The organism is Streptomyces sp. NPDC044984 (assembly GCF_040646935.1).
Lineage (GTDB): Bacteria > Actinomycetota > Actinomycetes > Streptomycetales > Streptomycetaceae > Streptomyces.
Genome location: NZ_JBEZBE010000003.1, coordinates 333,494 through 351,398 on the forward strand (window position 1 = coordinate 333,494; position 17,905 = coordinate 351,398).

Below are 17,905 nucleotides of genomic sequence, written 5' to 3' on the forward strand. Positions count from 1 at the left end.
CCGGGTACCGAGGCAAGGAGAACCGCCGTGTCCCACAGCACGGTGCCTCGGACCGACACCGAGGCCGAAGCGAAGGAGAACCCCCCGGCGGCGCACGGCGGCGCCACCGGGGCCACCGGGAGACCCCCCGCCGGGAAGCTCAGCCTCCGGGTGAGGTTCAGACGCGACCGCGTGCTGCTGCTGATGACACTGCCGGCCGTGTTGCTGGTGCTGCTCTTCAACTACGTGCCGATCCTCGGCAACGTCGTCGCGTTCCAGGAGTACGACCCCTACATCAGTGACAACGGGGTCGTCTCCATCCTGCACAGCCCGTGGGTGGGCCTGGAGAACTTCCAGCGCATCTTCGAGGACTCCGCCTTCTGGAACTCGGTGCAGAACACGCTGCTGCTGTTCTTCCTCCAGCTGGTGCTGTACTTCCCCATCCCCATCCTGCTCGCGCTGCTCATCAACAGCGTGGTCAGGCCCCGGGTGCGGGCGATCTCGCAGGCCATCCTCTACCTGCCGCACTTCTTCTCGTGGGTGCTGGTCATCGCCGTCTTCCAGCAGTTGTTCGGCGGCGCCGGGCTGCTGTCCCAGCTGCTGCGCGACCACGGGTACGACGGGCTCAGTCTCATGACCGACCCGGAGACCTTCAAGTTCCTGGTCACCGCGCAGAGCGTGTGGAAGGACGCCGGCTGGGGGATCATCGTCTTCCTCGCCGCGCTGGCCTCGGTCAGCCCCGACCTGTACGAGGCCGCCGCGATGGACGGCGCCAACCGCTGGCGCCGCATGTGGCACGTCACGCTGCCCGCGCTGCGCCCGGTGATCGCCCTGCTGCTGGTGCTGCGGGTCGGCGACGCCCTGACGGTCGGCTTCGAACAGATCCTGCTGCAACGCGACGCCGTCGGACCGGGGGCCGCGGAGGTCCTCGACACCTTCGTGTGGTGGAACGGCGTGCGCAACCAGGACTTCGGCTACGCGGCCGCCGCGGGGCTCGTCAAGGGCGTCATCAGTCTCGGCCTGGTCCTGATAGCGAACAAGGTGGCCCATCTCATGGGCGAGCAGGGGGTGTACAAGAAGTGACCGCCGTCATCGACAAGCCCGTACGCACGCCCGGCCGCTGGGCGGCCCCGCCCCGGCCGGTGTGGGAGGAGAAGCCCAGCCGGGCCGGGCTCGTGGGCAAGGGTCTTGTCCTGTTCCTCGCCTGCTTCGCCATCCTGTTCCCGTTGTGGATCGTCGTGGCCACCAGCCTGTCCACGCGCAAGGCCATCGACGAGGCCGGCGGGCTGGTGATGATCCCGACGGACATCACCTTCATCGCCTACCAGGAACTGCTCAGCGGCGGCCAGGTCACCCGGGCGGCGCTCGTCAGCATCGGCGTCACCCTCGTCGGCACCGTGTTCTCGATGGCGGTGTCGGTGCTGTGCGCCTACGGGCTGTCCCGCACCGGCTCCTTCGGCCACCGCTGGATCCTCATGGTGCTGCTGGCCACGATGTTCTTCAGTGCCGGCCTCATCCCCACCTACCTGCTGGTGCAGTCCCTGGGCCTGATGGACAGCTACCTCGCGCTGATCCTGCCCAGCGCGATCAGCGTCTTCAACATCCTGGTGCTGCGCGGCTTCTTCATGGGCATCTCGCAGGAGCTGATCGACAGCGCCCGCATCGACGGCGCCGGGGACCTGCGCATCCTGTGGCAGATCGTGCTGCCGCTCTCCCGCGCGGTCGTCGCGGTGATCACGCTGTTCTACGCCGTCGGTTACTGGAGCGCCTGGTTCAACGCCTCCCTGTACCTGAACGACCAGGACATGCTGCCGCTGCAGAACGTCATGATCCAGCTGGTGCAGAAGCAGGAGGCGCCGGTCGGGCTCGGCCAGGCGATCAAGACCGGTGAGCTGTCCGGTCTGGCCGTGCAGATGGCCGTGATGGTGATGGCGCTGCTGCCGGTGGCCGTGTTGTCGCCGTTCGTCCAGAAGCACTTCAAGAAGGGCATGCTCACCGGTGCGGTGAAGGGCTGACGCCCTTGCCCTCTCGGGGAGCTGCGCGGTCGTTCGGCTGCGGGTTCGTCGTGGTTGATCGCGCCCACGCGGCGGAGCCGCATATCGGATACAGCCCCGCGCCCCTTCAGGTTTCTCCACTCACCCCCCGCATAGGCGAGGTTCTGTCATGTTCGCGTCTCACTTGAGTCGGCGTGCCGTTCTTGCCGGAGCGGCGGCCGTCGCCGCCGTCACCGGTGTTCCCGTCCTCGCCGGCCGGGCGAAGGCCGCCGGCTCCTCCTCCTACCGCTGGCGCAACGTCGTCATCGGCGGGACCGGGTTCATCACCGGTGTGCTGTTCCACCCCTCCGTGCGCGGGCTCGCCTACGCCCGCACCGACATCGGGGGCGCCTACCGCTGGGATGACCGGCGTGACCGCTGGATCCCGTTGCTCGACCACATCGGGTGGGACGACTGGAACCTGCTCGGGGTCGAGGCGATGGCGGTCGACCCCGCCCACCCGGACCGCCTCTACCTGGCCTGCGGCACCTACGCCCAGTCGTGGGGGAGCAACGGTGCCGTCCTGCGCTCGGACGACCGCGGCGCCACCTGGCGGCGCACCGACCTCACCGTGAAGCTCGGCGCCAACGAGGACGGCCGGGGCGCCGGTGAGCGGCTCCTCGTGGACCCGCGCGACAGCGACACCCTGTGGCTCGGCACCCGCCACGACGGACTGCTCAGGTCCACCGACCGGGGCGCCACCTGGGCACCGGTGACCGGCTTCCCGGTCACCCCGTCCGCCACCGGCCAGGGCGTCACCCTCCTCGTCGCCGCCGGGCGCACCGTCTACGCCGGCTGGGGCGACGGCGGCGGCGCGAACCTGTTCCGCACGGCCGACGGCACCACCTGGGAGGCCGTGCCGGGACAGCCGTCCGGTACCGCCGCCCGCGTACCGATCCGGGCCGCGTACGACCGGCACACCCGCGAGCTGTACCTGACGTACGCCGACGCGCCCGGCCCCAACGGGCAGGCCGACGGCAGTGTGCACAAGCTGCGCACCAGCGGCGACGAGTGGACCGAGGTCACCCCGGTGAAGCCCGGCGGGACCACCGGTGGGGGCACCTCCCGCTCGAGCGAAGCCGAGAGCGGGGGAGGCTCCGCCGACACCTTCGGCTACGGCGGGGTCGCGATCGACGCCCGCCGTCCCGGCACCGTCGTCGTCTCCACCAACAACCGCTGGGCGGCGGTCGACACGCTGTACCGGTCCACCGACGGCGGGCGCAGCTGGCGCTCGCTGAAGGACACCGCCGTCCTCGACGTGTCCGAGACGCCGTACCTGAACTGGGGCGAGGACAAGCCCAAGTTCGGCTGGTGGATCCAGGCGCTCGCCCTCGACCCGTACGACTCGGAGCACCTCGTCTACGGCACCGGCGCCACCCTCTACGGCACCCGCGACCTGCGCCACTGGGCCCCGCAGATCCGCGGCCTGGAGGAGGCGTCCGTGACCCAGCTGGTCTCGCCCCCGGCCGGGAGGGCGCACCTGATCAGCGGGTCGCGGGACATCGGCGTGATGTACCACGAGCGGCTCACCTCGTCCCCGGCGCACGGCATGGCGACGAACCCCGTGTCCGGGTCGGCGACGGGACTCGCGCAGGCCGCGCGCAGACCGGCGTACGTCGTCCGGGCGGGCTGGGGCGAGAACGGCAACGGCGCCTTCTCCCACGACGGCGGACGCACCTGGGAGCCCTTCGCGGCCCAGCCCCCCATCGCCAAGGACGCACCGGGGCCGATCGCCGTCAACGCCGACGGCGGCGTGCTCCTGTGGTCCTTCGTGCACTGGGACGGCACCAGGTACCCGGCCCACCGCTCGGCGGACAACGGCACCACCTGGTCCGAGATCCCCTCCTTCCCGAAGGGCGCCACGCCGGTCGCCGACCCGGCCGACCCGACGCTCTTCTACGCGTACGACACCGACACGGGAACGCTGCTCGCCAGCACTGACAGTGGCCGTTCCTTCACCGCCCGTGCGACCGGACTGCCCTCCGGCGACAGCCAGTTCAAGCTGGTCGCGGCGCCCGGCCGCACCGGCGACCTGTGGCTGAGCACCAAGTGGAACGGGCTGTACCGATCGACTGACGGGGGCGAGAGCTTCGCCAAGGTGGAGAGCTGCCGGGCCTCCTACACCCTCGGCTTCGGCAAGGCGGCCGACGGCGCCGGCTACCCCGCGATCTACCAGGTCGGCTCGACCGAGGCGATCACCGCCGTCTACCGCTCCGACGACGAGGCGAGGACCTGGACGCGGATCAACGACGACGCCCACCAGTGGGGCTGGACCGGCGAGACCGTCACCGGCGACCCGCGCGTGTACGGCCGGGTCTACCTCGCCACCAACGGGCGCGGCATCCAGTACGGGGAGCCCGTCTGATGCCGAACCTGAGCGACGCCACCCGCGGCCGCCTCCTCTACGGCGGCGACTACAACCCCGAGCAGTGGCCCGAGGAGGTCTGGCACGAGGACGTCCGCCTGATGAAGGAGGCCGGCGTCAACTCCGTCACCCTCGGCGTCTTCTCCTGGTCGAAGCTCGAACCCCGCCCCGGGGAACGGGACTTCGGCTGGCTGGACCGGCTGATGGACCTGATGCACGACAGCGGCATCGGGGTCGTCCTCGCCACCCCGACCGCCTCCCCGCCGCCCTGGATGGGCCACCGCCATCCGGACACCCTGCCCCGTGACGCGGAGGGCCGGACCGAGTGGTGGGGCGGACGCCAGCACTTCTCGCACTCCAGCGCCACCTACCGCCGGCACGCCGCCGCCATCACCGAGGACCTGGCCGCCCGCTACGGCACCCACCCGGCCCTCACGATGTGGCACATCAACAACGAGTACTGCACCTACGACTGGGGCGACGAGGCCGCCGCCCGCTTCCGCACCTGGCTGCGCCACCGCTACGGCACCCTCGACGCCCTCAACACCGCCTGGGGCACCGCCTTCTGGAGCCAGGGCTACGGCGACTGGGCCGAGGTGCTGCCGCCCCGCCACGCCCACTACCTGAAGAACCCCACCCAGGTGCTGGACTTCAAGCGCTTCACGTCCGACATGCTCCTGGAGTGTTACACCGCCGAACGCGACATCGTCCGCCGGCACACCCCGCACCTCCCGGTCACCACCAACTTCATGCCGCTGTGGGCCGGCCAGGACGCCTGGCGCTGGGCCGAGGAGGAGGACGTCGTCTCCGTCGACCTCTACCCCGACCCGCGCGACCCGCTCGGCGCCCAGAGCGGCGCCCTGGTCCAGGACATGACCCGCTCCCAGGCCCGCGGACCCTGGATGCTGATGGAGCAGGCGGCCGGACCGGTCAACTGGCGCCGGGTGAACCACCCCAAGCCGCGCGGCCTCAACCGCCTGTGGTCGCTCCAGGCCGTCGCCCGCGGAGCGGACGCCGTCTGCTACTTCCAGTGGCGCCAGTCCCGGCAGGGCGCCGAGAAGTTCCACTCCGGGATGGTCGGCCACGCGGGTGCGCAGGGACGTACGTACCAGGAGGTCAAGCAGCTCGGCGCGGACCTGGCCCGGATCGCCCCGCACGTCACCGGCGCCGGGATCACCGCCGACGTCGCCGTGCTGCACGACTGGCACTCCTGGTGGGCCGGCGACCAGGAGGCCCGGCCCTCCCACGAGGTCGACCACCCGCAGGTCCTGAGCGCCTGGCACCGCGCCCTCTGGGGGGCCCACCTCACCACCGACTTCGCCCACCCCGAACACGACCTGACCGGCTACCGGCTCGTCGTCGTCCCGCAGCTCTACCTCCTCACCGACGCGGCCGTCGACAACCTCCTCGCCCACGTACGCGGCGGCGGCACCCTCGTCTGCGGCTTCCTGACCGGCGTCGCCGACCAGGACGACCGGGTCCGGCCCGGCGGCATGGACGCCCGGCTGCGGGAACTCTTCGGCATCCGCACCCTGCACGAGTGGTGGCCGCTGGAGCCGGGGGAGACCGCGGAGTGCGACGGCCTGCGCGGCACCCTGTGGTCCGAGGAACTGGAACCCGACGGCACCGCCGACGAGACCGTCCCCTACCGGGGCGGGGAACTCGACGGGCTGCCCGCCGTGCTGCGCAAGGGCCGCGCCTGGTACGTCTCGACGCTCCCCGAACCGGAGGCACTGCGCGCGCTGCTGACCCGCGTCGCGGCCGGCGCGGGCGTCCGGCCGGTGCTCGGCGGACTCCCGGACGGAGTCGAGGCGGTCCGCCGCGGGGACCTGCTGTTCCTGCTCAACCACGGCCGCGAGCCGGTCACCGTGGACGTCCCGGGAACCCACCACGACCTGCTGACGGAGAACACCGTGACCGACCGGATCACCCTCGGCCGCTACGGCGTGGCGGTGCTGAAGCCATGAGCGCCACGCCCGTCCACGGAACCTGGGAGCCGCAGCCTGCCGCCCGCTGGGAGGACGCCTTCCTGAGCGGCAACGGCCACCACGGCGCTCTCGTGTTCGGTGATCCGAACGACGACCGGACCGTCGTCACCCATCACACCCTCGTCCGCCCGGGCGAGGGCGACGACCGGAACCGGCTGCCGCCCCGGCTGGCGGACGGACTGTCCGACCTCCAGGACCGGCTGCTCGCCGGTGACCCGACCGCCGCCGAGGGCTTCACCGACGGCCGCCCGCTGCAGTGGGTGCAGCCCTTCCACCCCGCCTTCCAGGTCCGCCTGCGCCGCCCGGACGGCCACCAGGACCAGGACCGGGACGGATACCGCCGTACGCTCGACTTCGCCACCGGCGTCGCGGAGGCGACCCGCGCCGGCTGGACCAGCCGGGTCTTCGTCTCCCGCGCCGACGACGTGATCGTCCAGCACGTCACCGGCCCCGGACCCACCCTCGACGTCTCCCTGGACCACCGGCTCCCGGGCGCCCCCACCGGCCTGGGCGTCGGCCACGGAGCCGTCCTCACCCCCGAGGGCGCCCTGCTGAGCCTGCGCGCCCACTACCCGGGCAGCGACCTCGCCTGCACCGGCGTCACCCTGGTCGCCGTCACCGGCGGCCGGACGGCGCTCGCCCCGCCGGGCGTGCACGTCGAGGGCGCGCGGTCGGTGCTGCTGCTCACCCGGGTGCGCCGGCACACCGGAGAACTCGACGTGGCCGCCGAGGGCCGCGCCCTGCGCGATCTGCTCGCCGACGCCCCCGAGGCCTCCTCGTACGACGACCTCCTCGCCCGCCACCTGCCCCCGCACCGCACCGCCTACGAACGCGTCACCCTGGACCTGGCCGCCGACCCGGACGAACGCGCCCTGCCGGGCTCGGAGCTGCTCACCCGGCTGCGCGGCGCCGCCCTGCTCGAGCGGCTCTTCGCGGCCGGCCGCTACCACCTGCTGTCCTCCAGCGGCCTGTTCCCGCCCCGGCTCACCGGACTGTGGACCGGCGACTGGGACACCGCCTGGTCCGGCGCCTTCACCAACGACGCCAACCTCAACCTCCAGACCGCCTCCGCCGCCGCGGCGGCCCTCCCCGAGGTCACCGAGGCCCTGGCCGCCCTGATCCGGCGGCAGCTGCCCGACTGGCGCGACAACGCCCGCGCGGTCTTCGGCGCCCGGGGCGTGGTCGCGCCCGCCCACAGCGACGGCGAGTCGGGGCACTCGTACCACTTCAGCCGCGAGTACCCGCTGCACCTGTGGACCGCGGGCGCCGACTGGCTGCTCAAGCCCCTCGTCGACCACGACGAGACCCGCGGCGCACACGACCCGCACACCGCCGCCGCGCTCGCCGAAGTCGCCCTGTTCTACGAGGACTTCCTCACCCGCACCGACAGCGAGGGCCGGCCGGTCGTCGTCCCCTCCTACTCGCCCGAGAACCGGCCCGCCAACGCGAGCTGGGGCACCGTCAACGCGGCCATGGACCTCTCCGCCGCCCGGCACGCCCTGCGCACCGCCGCCGCGTACCACCCGGAGCACGCCGACCGCTGGCGGGCGCTCGCCGACCGCCTCCCGCCGCACCGGATCAACGCCGACGGGGCGCTCGCCGAATGGGCGTGGCCCGGACTGGAGGACTCCTACGACCACCGCCACCTCAGCCACCTCTACGGCGTCTGGCCCCTGGACGAGATCACCCCCTACGACACCCCGGACCTGGCCGCCGCCGCCCACCGCGCCCTGGAACTGCGCGGCGCCGAGAACGACTCCGCGCACGGTCATCTGCACCACGCGCTGATCGCGGCCCGCCTCCGGGACGGCGAGCGGGTCGCCCACGCGCTCGGCCAGGTCCTCGACGGCGACTTCTTCCACGCCTCCCTGATGAGCGCGCACTACCCGCACCGCCACGTCTACAACGCCGACGCCGCCCACACCCTGCCCGCCGTGCTGATCGAGGCGCTCGTCCAGTCCACCCCCGACCGGCTGGTCCTGCTGCCGGCCCCCCTCCCGGCGTACCCGAGCGGCGAACTGCGCGGCATCCGCACCCGCTTCGGTGCCGAACTCGACCTCACCTGGTCCCCGGACGCCGTCACCGCCGTCCTGCGGCCCACCCGCACCCACCGCATCGACCTGTGGACTTCCGCCGGCGTCGAACCGCTCGACCTGGTCGCCGGAGAAGACCGCGTCCTCACGCCGAAGACGCGGTGACCCCCGCACTTCCCCCCACCCATGGAAGGAATCCCATGGCAACAAGCACCTTGAGCAGGATCACCAAGGTCCTGCTGGCGCCCGCCCTCGCGCTCGGCGCGACGGTCGGCCTCGCCTCCGCCCCCGCGCACGCCGCCGTCTGGAACTCCTGCGACCAGTGGGGCAACACCAGCCTCAACGGCTACACGCTCTACAACAACATCTGGGGCTCCGGCGCCGGCGCCCAGTGCGTCTGGGCCAACTCCGGCACCAACTGGGGCGCCTGGGCCGACCACCCCAACACCGGCGGCATCAAGTCCTACCCGAACGCCAAGAAGGTGATCAACAAGTCGATCACCTCCCTCTCCTCGCTCACCAGCAGCTACAACGTCACCGTCCCGTCCTCGGGCGCGTACAACACCTCGTACGACATCTGGGACACGGACTACGACTACGAGATCATGCTCTGGGTCAACCACAACGGCGCCGTGGGCCCGCTCGGCTCCTCGCAGGGCACCGTGAGCCTCGGCGGCCACACCTGGAACGTGTACAAGGGGAACAACGGGGCCAACGAGGTCTTCTCGTTCCTGCGCACCTCGGACTCGAACTCCGGCACCGTCGACATCCTCCCGATCCTCAAGTGGATCAAGGACAGCAAGGGCTGGATGGGCAACGAGACCATCGGTGACGTGCAGTTCGGCTACGAGATCACCTCATCGGCCGGCGGTCTCGACTTCCGCACCAACAACCTGACGGTGTCGGGCGGTTAGTCACCCCGTCACCCCGCCTCCGTGCCGCCCGCACCGGTCTCCGGTGCGGGCGGCCTCGTGCTTCCCGGCGCCGCCCGGCCGCCATAACGCCGCGCAGGGGCCGGAACGGGAGCTGTCGCCGTGTCCGCAGGCGCGCATAGGTTTTCCGGCGATCAGGCACGCCCCGTCCCTCCGCCCCCACCGAGAAGCCCGAGGAACCGCCATGACCCCATCCCGTCCCGACGCGCCCGGAACCGGCGCCGAACGCCCGATCAGCCGCAAGAACCTGCTCCGCGCGGCCGTCGCCGCCGGAGCCGCCGCCCCGCTGCTGGCCACGGGCACGGTGGCGCTCGCCAGGGAGACCGGCTCCCCGGGACGGCCCCTGGCGCCCACACCCTCCTGCGACGACGGCGACGACCCCACGCCCGACCAGATGGAGGGCCCCTACTTCAAACCGAACTCCCCGCGGCGCACCGACCTCGTGACGCCCGGCGCCCCCGGCATCCCGCTCACCGTCAGCGGCTACGTCTTCGGCCGGAACTGCGTGCCGCTTCCCGGGGTGCTGCTCGACTTCTGGCAGGCCGACGACGCCGGCGCCTACGACATGGCCGGACACACCTTCCGCGGGCACCAGTTCACCGACGCCACCGGTGCCTTCGCCCTGCGGACGATCGTGCCGGGCCTCTACCCCGGCCGCACCCGGCACATCCACGTCAAGGCGCAGGCACCGGGCGAGCCCGTGCTCACCACCCAGCTGTACTTCCCCGGCGAGCCCCGCAACAGCACGGACGCGCTCTTCGACCCGGCGCTGCTGATGAACGTCCGCACCGCGGGCGGCGGCAGGCAGGGCACCTTCGACTTCGTGCTCGATGTCGAGGGCGACCCGACGGGCCCGCCGACGGACCCGCCCACCGACCCGCCGAGCGGGAGCTGGGCCCCCGGCCGCCCGTACGCGGCGGGCGACCGGGTCACCCACGGGGGCGCCGGTTACCGCTGTCTGCAGGCCCACACCTCGATGACCGGCTGGGAGCCGCCAGGCGTCCCGGCGCTGTGGCGCCGCGAGTGACCACGGCCGCCTCACCGGGCGGGCTACGGGGCGGGTGCCGGGCCCGAGCTGGCGCGGACCGTCAGTTCGGGCGCGATCAGCACGACCTCGTCGCCGCCCCGCCCGTCGAGCTTGGCGACCAGCTGTTCCACGGCGAGCCGGCCCATCTCCTGCGCGGGGACGGCGACCGACGTCAGCCGCACCGAGGCCTGCACGGCGACCTGCTCCGGACAGATCGAGACCACCGAGACGTCCTCGGGCACGGCCCGCCCCTGCTGCCGCAGCAGGGCGAGCAGGGGTTCCACCGCCGACTCGTTCTGCACGACGAAGCCCGTGGTGCCGGGGCGTTCGTCGAGGATCCGGGCCAGGGTCACGGCCATCGCGTCGTACCCGCCCTCGCACGGCCGGTGCAGCAGCCGCAGTCCCAGCTCCCGCGCCCGGCCGCGCAGTCCGTCCAGGGTGCGCTCGGCGAAGCCGGTGTGCCGTTCGTAGACCGCCGGCGCCTCGCCGATGACGGCGATGTCGCGGTGCCCGAGCTCGGCCAGGTGCTCCACGCACAGCGCACCGGTGGCCTTGAAGTCGAGGTCGACGCAGGTCAGCCCGGCGGTGTCGGCCGGCAGCCCGATCAGCACCGCCGGCTGGTCCTTCCCCGCTCTCGGCTGCTCCCCCACTCTCGACTTCGCTCGAGCGGGGGCGTCCCCACCCCGCAGCAGCGGCAGCCGCTCGTCGTCGAGTTCGACGTCCATCAGGATCATGCCGTCGGCGAGTCCGCTGCCCGCGACCCGGCGCACCGCGTCCGGGCCCTCCTCACCGGTGAGCAGCAGCACGTCGTACCCGTGGGTGCGGGCCGTGGTGGCCACCGCGATGGCGATCTCCATCATCACCGGCACGTACATGTCCGTACGCAGCGGGATCATCAGCGCGATGATGTTCGACCTGCTGCTGGCCAGGGCACGGGCCCCGGCGTTCGGGTGGTACCCGAGCTCGTGGATGCTCCGCTCGACCCGCTGCCGGGTGTTCGCGGAGATGGACCGCTTGCCGCTGAGGACATAGCTCACCGTGCTCGCGGAGACTCCGGCGTGCTGGGCGACCTCGGCGAGGGTGACCATCCAGTCTCCAAGCTTGTGAAGCGCTTCGACAGTGCGCGCAATGTGTAGGGGCAGGTGAAGGTGGTTCGACAGTAGCCCCACAGGATGACGGGTGTCCATAGGCTGTCGAAGCGCTTCGACAGCCTTCTCCAGGGCCGGGTCGGACCGAAGGGGCACCGGAGGAATTGTCCCTCACCCCCGCCCGTCCGCCGGGCGCGGGAGCATCGGCCGTACGGCCGCACGAAGGGTGGCGGAGCGGCTACGGATCGGGTACATACGATCGAGTAGCACCAATCGGTAATGTAATGACACCATCCCATTCGCGGCGAGGTGAGCCTCATGTCCGCAGCACCCGAGTCTCCGTCCCGGCCCACGGTCACCGAACGTGAGGCCCGTCAGGTGGCGGAGGCGGCCCGGGAACAGGATTGGCGCAAGCCCAGCTTCGCCAAGGAACTGTTCCTCGGCCGCTTCCGGCTCGACCTGATCCACCCCCACCCCCTGCCCGCCGACGAGCACGTCCAGCGCGGTGAGGAGTTCCTCGCCAAGCTCCGCGACTTCTGCGAGACGAAGATCGACGGCGCCCGGATCGAGCGTGACGCCCTGATCCCCGACGACGTGATCACCGGGCTCAAGGAGCTCGGCGCCTTCGGCATGAAGATCGACACCAAGTACGGCGGCCTCGGCCTCACCCAGGTCTACTACAACAAGGCCCTCGCCCTGGTCGGCTCCGCCAGTCCGGCGGTCGGCGCGCTGCTCTCCGCGCACCAGTCGATCGGCGTCCCGCAGCCGCTGAAGATCTTCGGCACGCGGGAGCAGAAGGAGACGTTCCTGCCGCGCTGCGCCCGCACCGACATCTCGGCCTTCCTGCTCACCGAGCCCGACGTCGGCTCGGACCCGGCACGGCTCGCCACCACCGCCGTACCGGACGGCGACGAGTACGTCCTCGACGGAGTGAAGCTGTGGACCACCAACGGCGTGGTCGCCGACCTCCTCGTGGTCATGGCGCGCGTACCGGAGTCCGAGGGCCACCGGGGCGGCATCACCGCGTTCGTGGTCGAGGCGGCCTCCGAAGGCGTCACCGTGGAGAACCGCAACGCCTTCATGGGCCTGCGCGGGCTGGAGAACGGCGTCACCCGCTTCCACCGGGTCCGCGTCCCCGCCTCCCACCGCATCGGCGAGGAGGGCCAGGGCCTGAAGATCGCCCTGACCACGCTCAACACCGGCCGGCTCTCCCTGCCCGCGATGTGCGTCGGGTCCGGCAAGTGGTGCCTGAAGATCGCCCGTGAATGGTCGGCGGCCCGGGAGCAGTGGGGCAAGCCGGTGGCGCTGCACGAGGCCGTCGGCTCCAAGATCGCGTTCATCGCGGCCACCACCTTCGCCCTGGAGGCCGTGGTCGACCTCTCCTCGCAGATGGCCGACGAGGACCGCAACGACATCCGCATCGAGGCCGCCCTCGCCAAGCTGTACGGCTCGGAGATGGCCTGGCTGATGGCCGACGAACTGGTCCAGATCCGCGGCGGACGCGGCTTCGAGACCGCCGAGTCCCTGCGGGCGCGCGGCGAGCGGGCGGTCCCGGCCGAGCAGATGCTGCGCGACCTGCGCATCAACCGCATCTTCGAGGGCTCCACGGAGATCATGCACCTGCTGATCGCCCGCGAGGCCGTCGACGCCCACCTCTCGGTCGCCGGCGACCTGATCGACCCGGAGAAGTCCCTCGGCGACAAGGCGAGGGCGGGCCTGGGCGCGGGCGTCTTCTACGCCAAGTGGCTGCCGAGACTCGTCGCCGGACCCGGACAGCTCCCCGGCACGTACGGCGAGTTCAAGCACGGCGTCGACCTCTCCGGGCACCTGCGCCACGTCGAGCGCACCTCCCGCAGGCTCGCCCGCTCCACCTTCTACGCCATGTCCCGCTGGCAGGGGAGGATGGAGACCAAGCAGGGCTTCCTGGGCCGGATCGTCGACATCGGCGCCGAACTGTTCGCCATGAGCGCCGCCTGCGTCCGCGCCGAGCTCCTGCGCGGCCGCGGCGAGAACGGCCGCGAGGCCTACCAGCTCGCCGACGCCTTCTGCCGCCAGGCCCGCATCCGCGTCGAGGAACTCTTCGACCGCCTGTGGACCAACACCGACGACGTCGACCGCAAGGTCGTCAAGGGCGTGCTCTCCGGCACGTACGAGTGGCTGGAGCAGGGCATCATCGACCCCTCGGACGACGGCCCCTGGATCGCCGACGCCACCCCTGGAGCATCGCAGCGGGAGAACGCCCACCGGCCGATCCGCTGACGGCGCGTGCCACCACGGCACCGAAGGGAGGGCGGCCGGGGTCTCGCACCCCGGCCGCCCTCCCCCCTTTCCGCCCGGTGCGCCCAAGTCCCGCACCACTGAGGGTTTTTCTCCCGTTCCACGGGCCGTGCGCCGGGCCCTTGGACGTTTGCTTACCCTTCCTTGCCGTTCCCTGTGCGAACCTTGCCCCGCTCGTTGCGGTCGATGGCGAAAGGTGGATGACCTCCCACAACCCGATGAGGGGTCATCCGCATGTCTTCCCACCGCATACGCACGGCCGTCGTCTCCGCGCTCGCAGCCCTCACGGCCGTCACGGCGACCGCCTGCACCGCCACCGCCTCCGCCTCCCCGGACGGCAAGTCCCGGGAGACCCCCCACTGGAGCTACGAGGGCGCCACCGGCCCGGAGCACTGGGCCTCGCTCAGCGAGGACTTCGAGACCTGCGAGAAGGGCCGTGAACAGTCCCCCGTCGACCTCGCCGAGGACGTCGCCGTCGAGACGGACACACCCGTCACCGTCCACTACAAGCCCGTCACCGCGGAGCTCGTGAACAACGGCCACACCGTCCAGGCCGATGTCTCCGCCGGCAGCAGCATCGTCGTCGACGGCACCACGTACCAGCTGCGGCAGTTCCACTTCCACCTCCCGAGCGAGCACACCGAGGACGGTGAGCACGCGGCCATGGAGATGCACTTCGTGCACGAGGACGGCAAGGGCGGGTTCGCCGTCCTCGGCGTGCTGATGAGGACGGCGAAGGGGCACTCCGCCTTCACGGACCTGTGGAAGCACCTCCCGGCCGAGGAGGGCGGGCAGAGCCACCTCACCGAGCCCGTCGACCTCACGCGTTTCCTCCCCGGCGACCGCGACCAGTACCGCTACGAGGGCTCGCTGACCACCCCGCCCTGCACGGAGGGCGTCAAGTGGACCGTGCTGGAGGACCAGGCGCGCGTCACCCCGCGACAGGTCGCGGCGTACCGGGAGCTGTTCCCGAAGAGCAACCGCCCGGTCCAGCCGCGCAACGACCGCGAGGTCGACCACATCGACCGCTGACCGGCGGGTGCGGCGCGGCGGGCGGGAAGGCCGGCGGACCACGGGCCGGGGCACGGAACCGGGACGCGCCCCCGCACCGCCGGGACGCGCCCCCGGGCTGCCGGGACGCGCCCCCGTACCGTCGGGACGCGCCCCCGGGCTGCCGGGGCGGGGGCCCGGCGGCGGTCGCGACCCGACACAATGGGGTCCATGACCGACGCTCCAGCCCCCCTCGCCGACCCGCACCTCGTCTACGACCCCGTGGCGGGAGACGGCCCGAAGGACGTGGTGATCCTCGGCTCCACCGGGTCGATCGGCACCCAGGCCATCGACCTCGTGCTGCGCAACCCCGACCGCTTCCGGGTCACCGCCCTGTCCGCCAACGGCGGCCGGGTCGCCCTCCTCGCCGAGCAGGCCCGCCGGCTGCGGGTGCGCACGGTCGCCGTCGCCCGCGAGGACGTCGTACCGGAGCTGCGCGCGGCGCTCTCCGCGCAGTACGGGGCGGGGGAGCCGCTGCCCGAGATCCTGGCCGGGAAGGACGCGGCCACCCAGGTCGCCGCCTCCGACTGCCACACCGTCCTCAACGGCATCACCGGCTCCATCGGGCTCGCCCCGACCCTCGCCGCCCTGGAAGCGGGCCGCACCCTCGCGCTCGCCAACAAGGAGTCGCTCATCGTCGGCGGCCCGCTGGTCAAGGCGCTCGCCAAGCCCGGTCAGATCATCCCGGTCGACTCCGAGCACGCCGCCCTCTTCCAGGCGCTGGCCGCCGGCACCCGCGCCGATGTCCGCAAGCTCGTCGTCACCGCCTCCGGCGGCCCCTTCCGCGGCCGCACCAAGGAACAGCTCGCGGACGTCACCGTCGAGGACGCCCTCGCCCACCCCACCTGGGCCATGGGCCCGGTCATCACGATCAACTCCGCGACCCTCGTCAACAAGGGCCTGGAGGTCATCGAGGCGCACCTGCTGTACGACATTCCCTTCGACCGCATCGAGGTCGTCGTGCACCCGCAGTCGTATGTCCACTCGATGGTCGAGTTCACGGACGGATCGACACTGGCCCAGGCGACGCCCCCCGACATGCGGGGGCCGATCGCCATCGGCCTCGGCTGGCCCGAACGGGTCCCCGACGCCGCCCCGGTCTTCGACTGGAGCAAGGCGTCCACCTGGGAGTTCTTCCCCCTCGACAACGAGGCGTTCCCCTCGGTGAACCTCGCCCGGCACGTCGGTGAGCTCGCGGGAACCGCCCCGGCGGTGTTCAATGCCGCGAACGAGGAGTGCGTGGAGGCGTTCCGCGCCGGCGCGCTGCCCTTCAACGGGATCATGGAGACCGTCACCCGGGTGGTCGAGGAACACGGCACCCCTGCGTCGGGAACCTCACTGACCGTGTCGGACGTCCTCGAAGCGGAGACCTGGGCGCGGACGAGGGCCCGGGAACTGACAGCCCGGACGGCGAGCGCGGAGGCGCGTGCATGACGACCCTGATGTTCATCCTCGGCATAGTCGTCTTCGCGGCCGGCCTGCTGTTCTCCATCGCGTGGCACGAACTGGGCCATCTGTCCACGGCCAAGATGTTCGGCATCCGCGTGCCCCAGTACATGGTCGGCTTCGGCCCGACCCTCTGGTCGCGGAACAAGGGCGAGACCGAGTACGGCGTCAAGGCGATCCCGTTCGGCGGCTACATCCGCATGATCGGCATGTTCCCGCCCGGCCCCGACGGCCGCCTCGAGGCCCGCTCCACCTCACCGTGGCGCGGCATGATCGAGGACGCCCGCTCCGCCGCCTTCGAGGAGCTCAGGCCCGGCGACGAGAACCGCCTGTTCTACACGCGCAAGCCGTGGAAACGGGTCGTCGTGATGTTCGCGGGCCCGTTCATGAACCTGGTCCTCGCGGTCGTGCTGTTCCTGATCGTGCTGATGGGCTTCGGCATCCAGCAGCAGACCACGACCGTCAGCTCGGTCTCGCAGTGCGTGATCTCGCAGAGCGAGAACCGCGACGAGTGCGAGAAGTCCGACCCCGAGTCCCCGGCCGCGGCCGCCGGGATGAAGGCCGACGACAGGATCGTCGCCTTCGACGGGGTCAGGACCGACGACTGGGCCACCCTCTCCGACCTCATCCGCGACAGCGCCGGCAAGCAGGTGCCGATCGTCGTCGACCGCGACGGCCGGGAGGTCACCCTCCAGGCGACGATCGCCACCAACATGGTCGCCAAGAAGGACGGCAACGGCGCCTACGTCGAGGGCGAGTACGTCAAGGCCGGCTTCCTCGGCTTCAGCGCCGCCACCGGCGTCGTCAAGCAGGACCTCGGCGAGTCCGTGGTCTGGATGACCGACCGGGTCGGCGACGCCGTCGACTCCCTCGCCGCCCTGCCGTCCAAGATCCCCGCCCTGTGGGACGCGGCCTTCGGCGACGGCCCGCGCGAACCCGACTCCCCGATGGGCGTCGTCGGCGCGGCCCGGGTCGGCGGCGAGATCGCCACCCTCGACATCCCCGCCTCGCAGCAGCTCGCCATGTTCGTCATGCTGCTCGCCGGCTTCAACCTCTCCCTGTTCCTGTTCAACATGCTCCCGCTGCTGCCGCTCGACGGCGGACACATCGCGGGCGCCCTGTGGGAGTCGCTGCGCCGCAACCTCGCCAGGGTGCTGCGCCGCCCCGACCCCGGCCCGTTCGACGTGGCGAAACTGATGCCGGTGGCCTACGTGGTGGCCGGGATCTTCGTCTGCTTCACCCTCCTCGTCCTGATCGCGGACGTGGTGAACCCGGTGCGGATCTCCTAGCCCCGAGGAGCGTCACCTGCCGTTCACGATGGCCTGGAACCCTTTCGTTCCGGGCCATCGTCCTTTGGACGGGTTTACGACCGTGATGTGCCCGGGCGTTGGCCGGTGCCGTAATCTCGGAGCCCGGAGCCCGCTGCTCACGGGGAGCCGGACCTTGATCCACGACTTGGGGTTGCACAGCAGATGACTGCGATTTCTCTCGGCATGCCGTCCGTTCCGACCAGGCTCGCCGAGCGCCGGAAGAGCCGGCAGATCCAGGTCGGGTCCGTGGCGGTGGGCGGGGACGCCCCGGTGTCCGTGCAGTCGATGACGACGACCCGCACGTCCGACATCGGTGCCACGCTGCAGCAGATCGCCGAGCTCACCGCCTCCGGCTGCCAGATCGTCCGGGTGGCCTG

13 protein-coding genes are annotated in these 17,905 nt (G+C 71.7%); 12 read left to right on the plus strand and 1 reads right to left on the minus strand.

What is annotated here, in order from left to right; translation table 11 throughout:
- Positions 1 to 27 precede the first annotated feature (27 nt).
- The 7 genes from AB0A94_RS05385 (at position 28) to AB0A94_RS05415 (ending at position 10,357) form a co-directional block, all read left to right on the plus strand.
- A complete protein-coding gene (locus tag AB0A94_RS05385) occupies positions 28 to 1,062 on the plus strand; it encodes an ABC transporter permease subunit (protein WP_184764181.1) in 1,035 nt (344 codons plus the stop codon).
- Entirely contained in the window at positions 1,059 to 1,994 is a 936-nt protein-coding gene (locus AB0A94_RS05390) for a carbohydrate ABC transporter permease (RefSeq protein WP_361739142.1), read from the plus strand. Before AB0A94_RS05385 ends, AB0A94_RS05390 begins: the two co-directional genes overlap by 4 nt.
- A 148-nt stretch (positions 1,995 to 2,142) precedes the next feature.
- A complete protein-coding gene (locus AB0A94_RS05395; RefSeq protein ID WP_361739145.1) occupies positions 2,143 to 4,377 on the plus strand; it encodes a 1,4-beta-glucanase in 2,235 nt (744 codons plus the stop codon).
- On the plus strand, positions 4,377 to 6,344 hold the full coding sequence (locus AB0A94_RS05400) for a beta-galactosidase (protein WP_361739148.1): 1,968 nt from the start codon (positions 4,377 to 4,379) through the stop codon (positions 6,342 to 6,344). Before AB0A94_RS05395 ends, AB0A94_RS05400 begins: the two co-directional genes overlap by 1 nt.
- Positions 6,341 to 8,563: a glycoside hydrolase N-terminal domain-containing protein gene (locus AB0A94_RS05405; RefSeq protein ID WP_361739151.1), complete on the plus strand. Its 2,223-nt coding sequence runs from the start codon at positions 6,341 to 6,343 to the stop codon at positions 8,561 to 8,563. Before AB0A94_RS05400 ends, AB0A94_RS05405 begins: the two co-directional genes overlap by 4 nt.
- Positions 8,564 to 8,598: 35 nt before the next feature.
- Positions 8,599 to 9,312 (plus strand): hypothetical protein, encoded by a 714-nt coding sequence (locus AB0A94_RS05410; protein WP_361739154.1) that lies wholly within the window; start codon positions 8,599 to 8,601, stop codon positions 9,310 to 9,312.
- Positions 9,313 to 9,514: 202 nt separating this feature from the next.
- Positions 9,515 to 10,357, plus strand: a complete 843-nt coding sequence (locus AB0A94_RS05415; protein WP_361739157.1) for a carbohydrate-binding protein — start codon at positions 9,515 to 9,517, stop codon at positions 10,355 to 10,357.
- 23 nt (positions 10,358 to 10,380) lie between these two features.
- Here the strand turns inward: AB0A94_RS05415 and AB0A94_RS05420 are convergent, their stop codons facing one another.
- Positions 10,381 to 11,445 carry a LacI family DNA-binding transcriptional regulator gene (locus tag AB0A94_RS05420; protein WP_361739160.1) on the minus strand — a complete coding sequence of 355 codons (1,065 nt, stop codon included), beginning with the start codon at positions 11,443 to 11,445 and terminating at the stop codon, positions 10,381 to 10,383.
- Between the two features lie 318 nt (positions 11,446 to 11,763).
- Between AB0A94_RS05420 and AB0A94_RS05425 the strand changes: the two genes are divergently transcribed.
- From AB0A94_RS05425 to AB0A94_RS05445, 5 genes are all read left to right on the plus strand, one after another.
- Positions 11,764 to 13,704, plus strand: a complete 1,941-nt coding sequence (locus AB0A94_RS05425; protein WP_361739163.1) for an acyl-CoA dehydrogenase family protein — start codon at positions 11,764 to 11,766, stop codon at positions 13,702 to 13,704.
- Positions 13,705 to 13,956: 252 nt separating this feature from the next.
- Entirely contained in the window at positions 13,957 to 14,754 is a 798-nt protein-coding gene (locus AB0A94_RS05430) for a carbonic anhydrase family protein (protein ID WP_361739166.1), read from the plus strand.
- A gap of 189 nt (positions 14,755 to 14,943) precedes the next feature.
- Positions 14,944 to 16,206, plus strand: a complete 1,263-nt coding sequence (gene dxr, locus AB0A94_RS05435) for a 1-deoxy-D-xylulose-5-phosphate reductoisomerase (protein WP_361739169.1) — start codon at positions 14,944 to 14,946, stop codon at positions 16,204 to 16,206.
- An 8-nt stretch (positions 16,207 to 16,214) separates the two neighbouring features.
- Positions 16,215 to 17,507 carry a site-2 protease family protein gene (locus AB0A94_RS05440; RefSeq protein ID WP_361739203.1) on the plus strand — a complete coding sequence of 431 codons (1,293 nt, stop codon included), beginning with the start codon at positions 16,215 to 16,217 and terminating at the stop codon, positions 17,505 to 17,507.
- 183 nt (positions 17,508 to 17,690) lie between these two features.
- The coding region (locus tag AB0A94_RS05445) for a flavodoxin-dependent (E)-4-hydroxy-3-methylbut-2-enyl-diphosphate synthase (protein WP_190091099.1) at positions 17,691 to 17,905 on the plus strand (215 nt) is incomplete at its 3' end.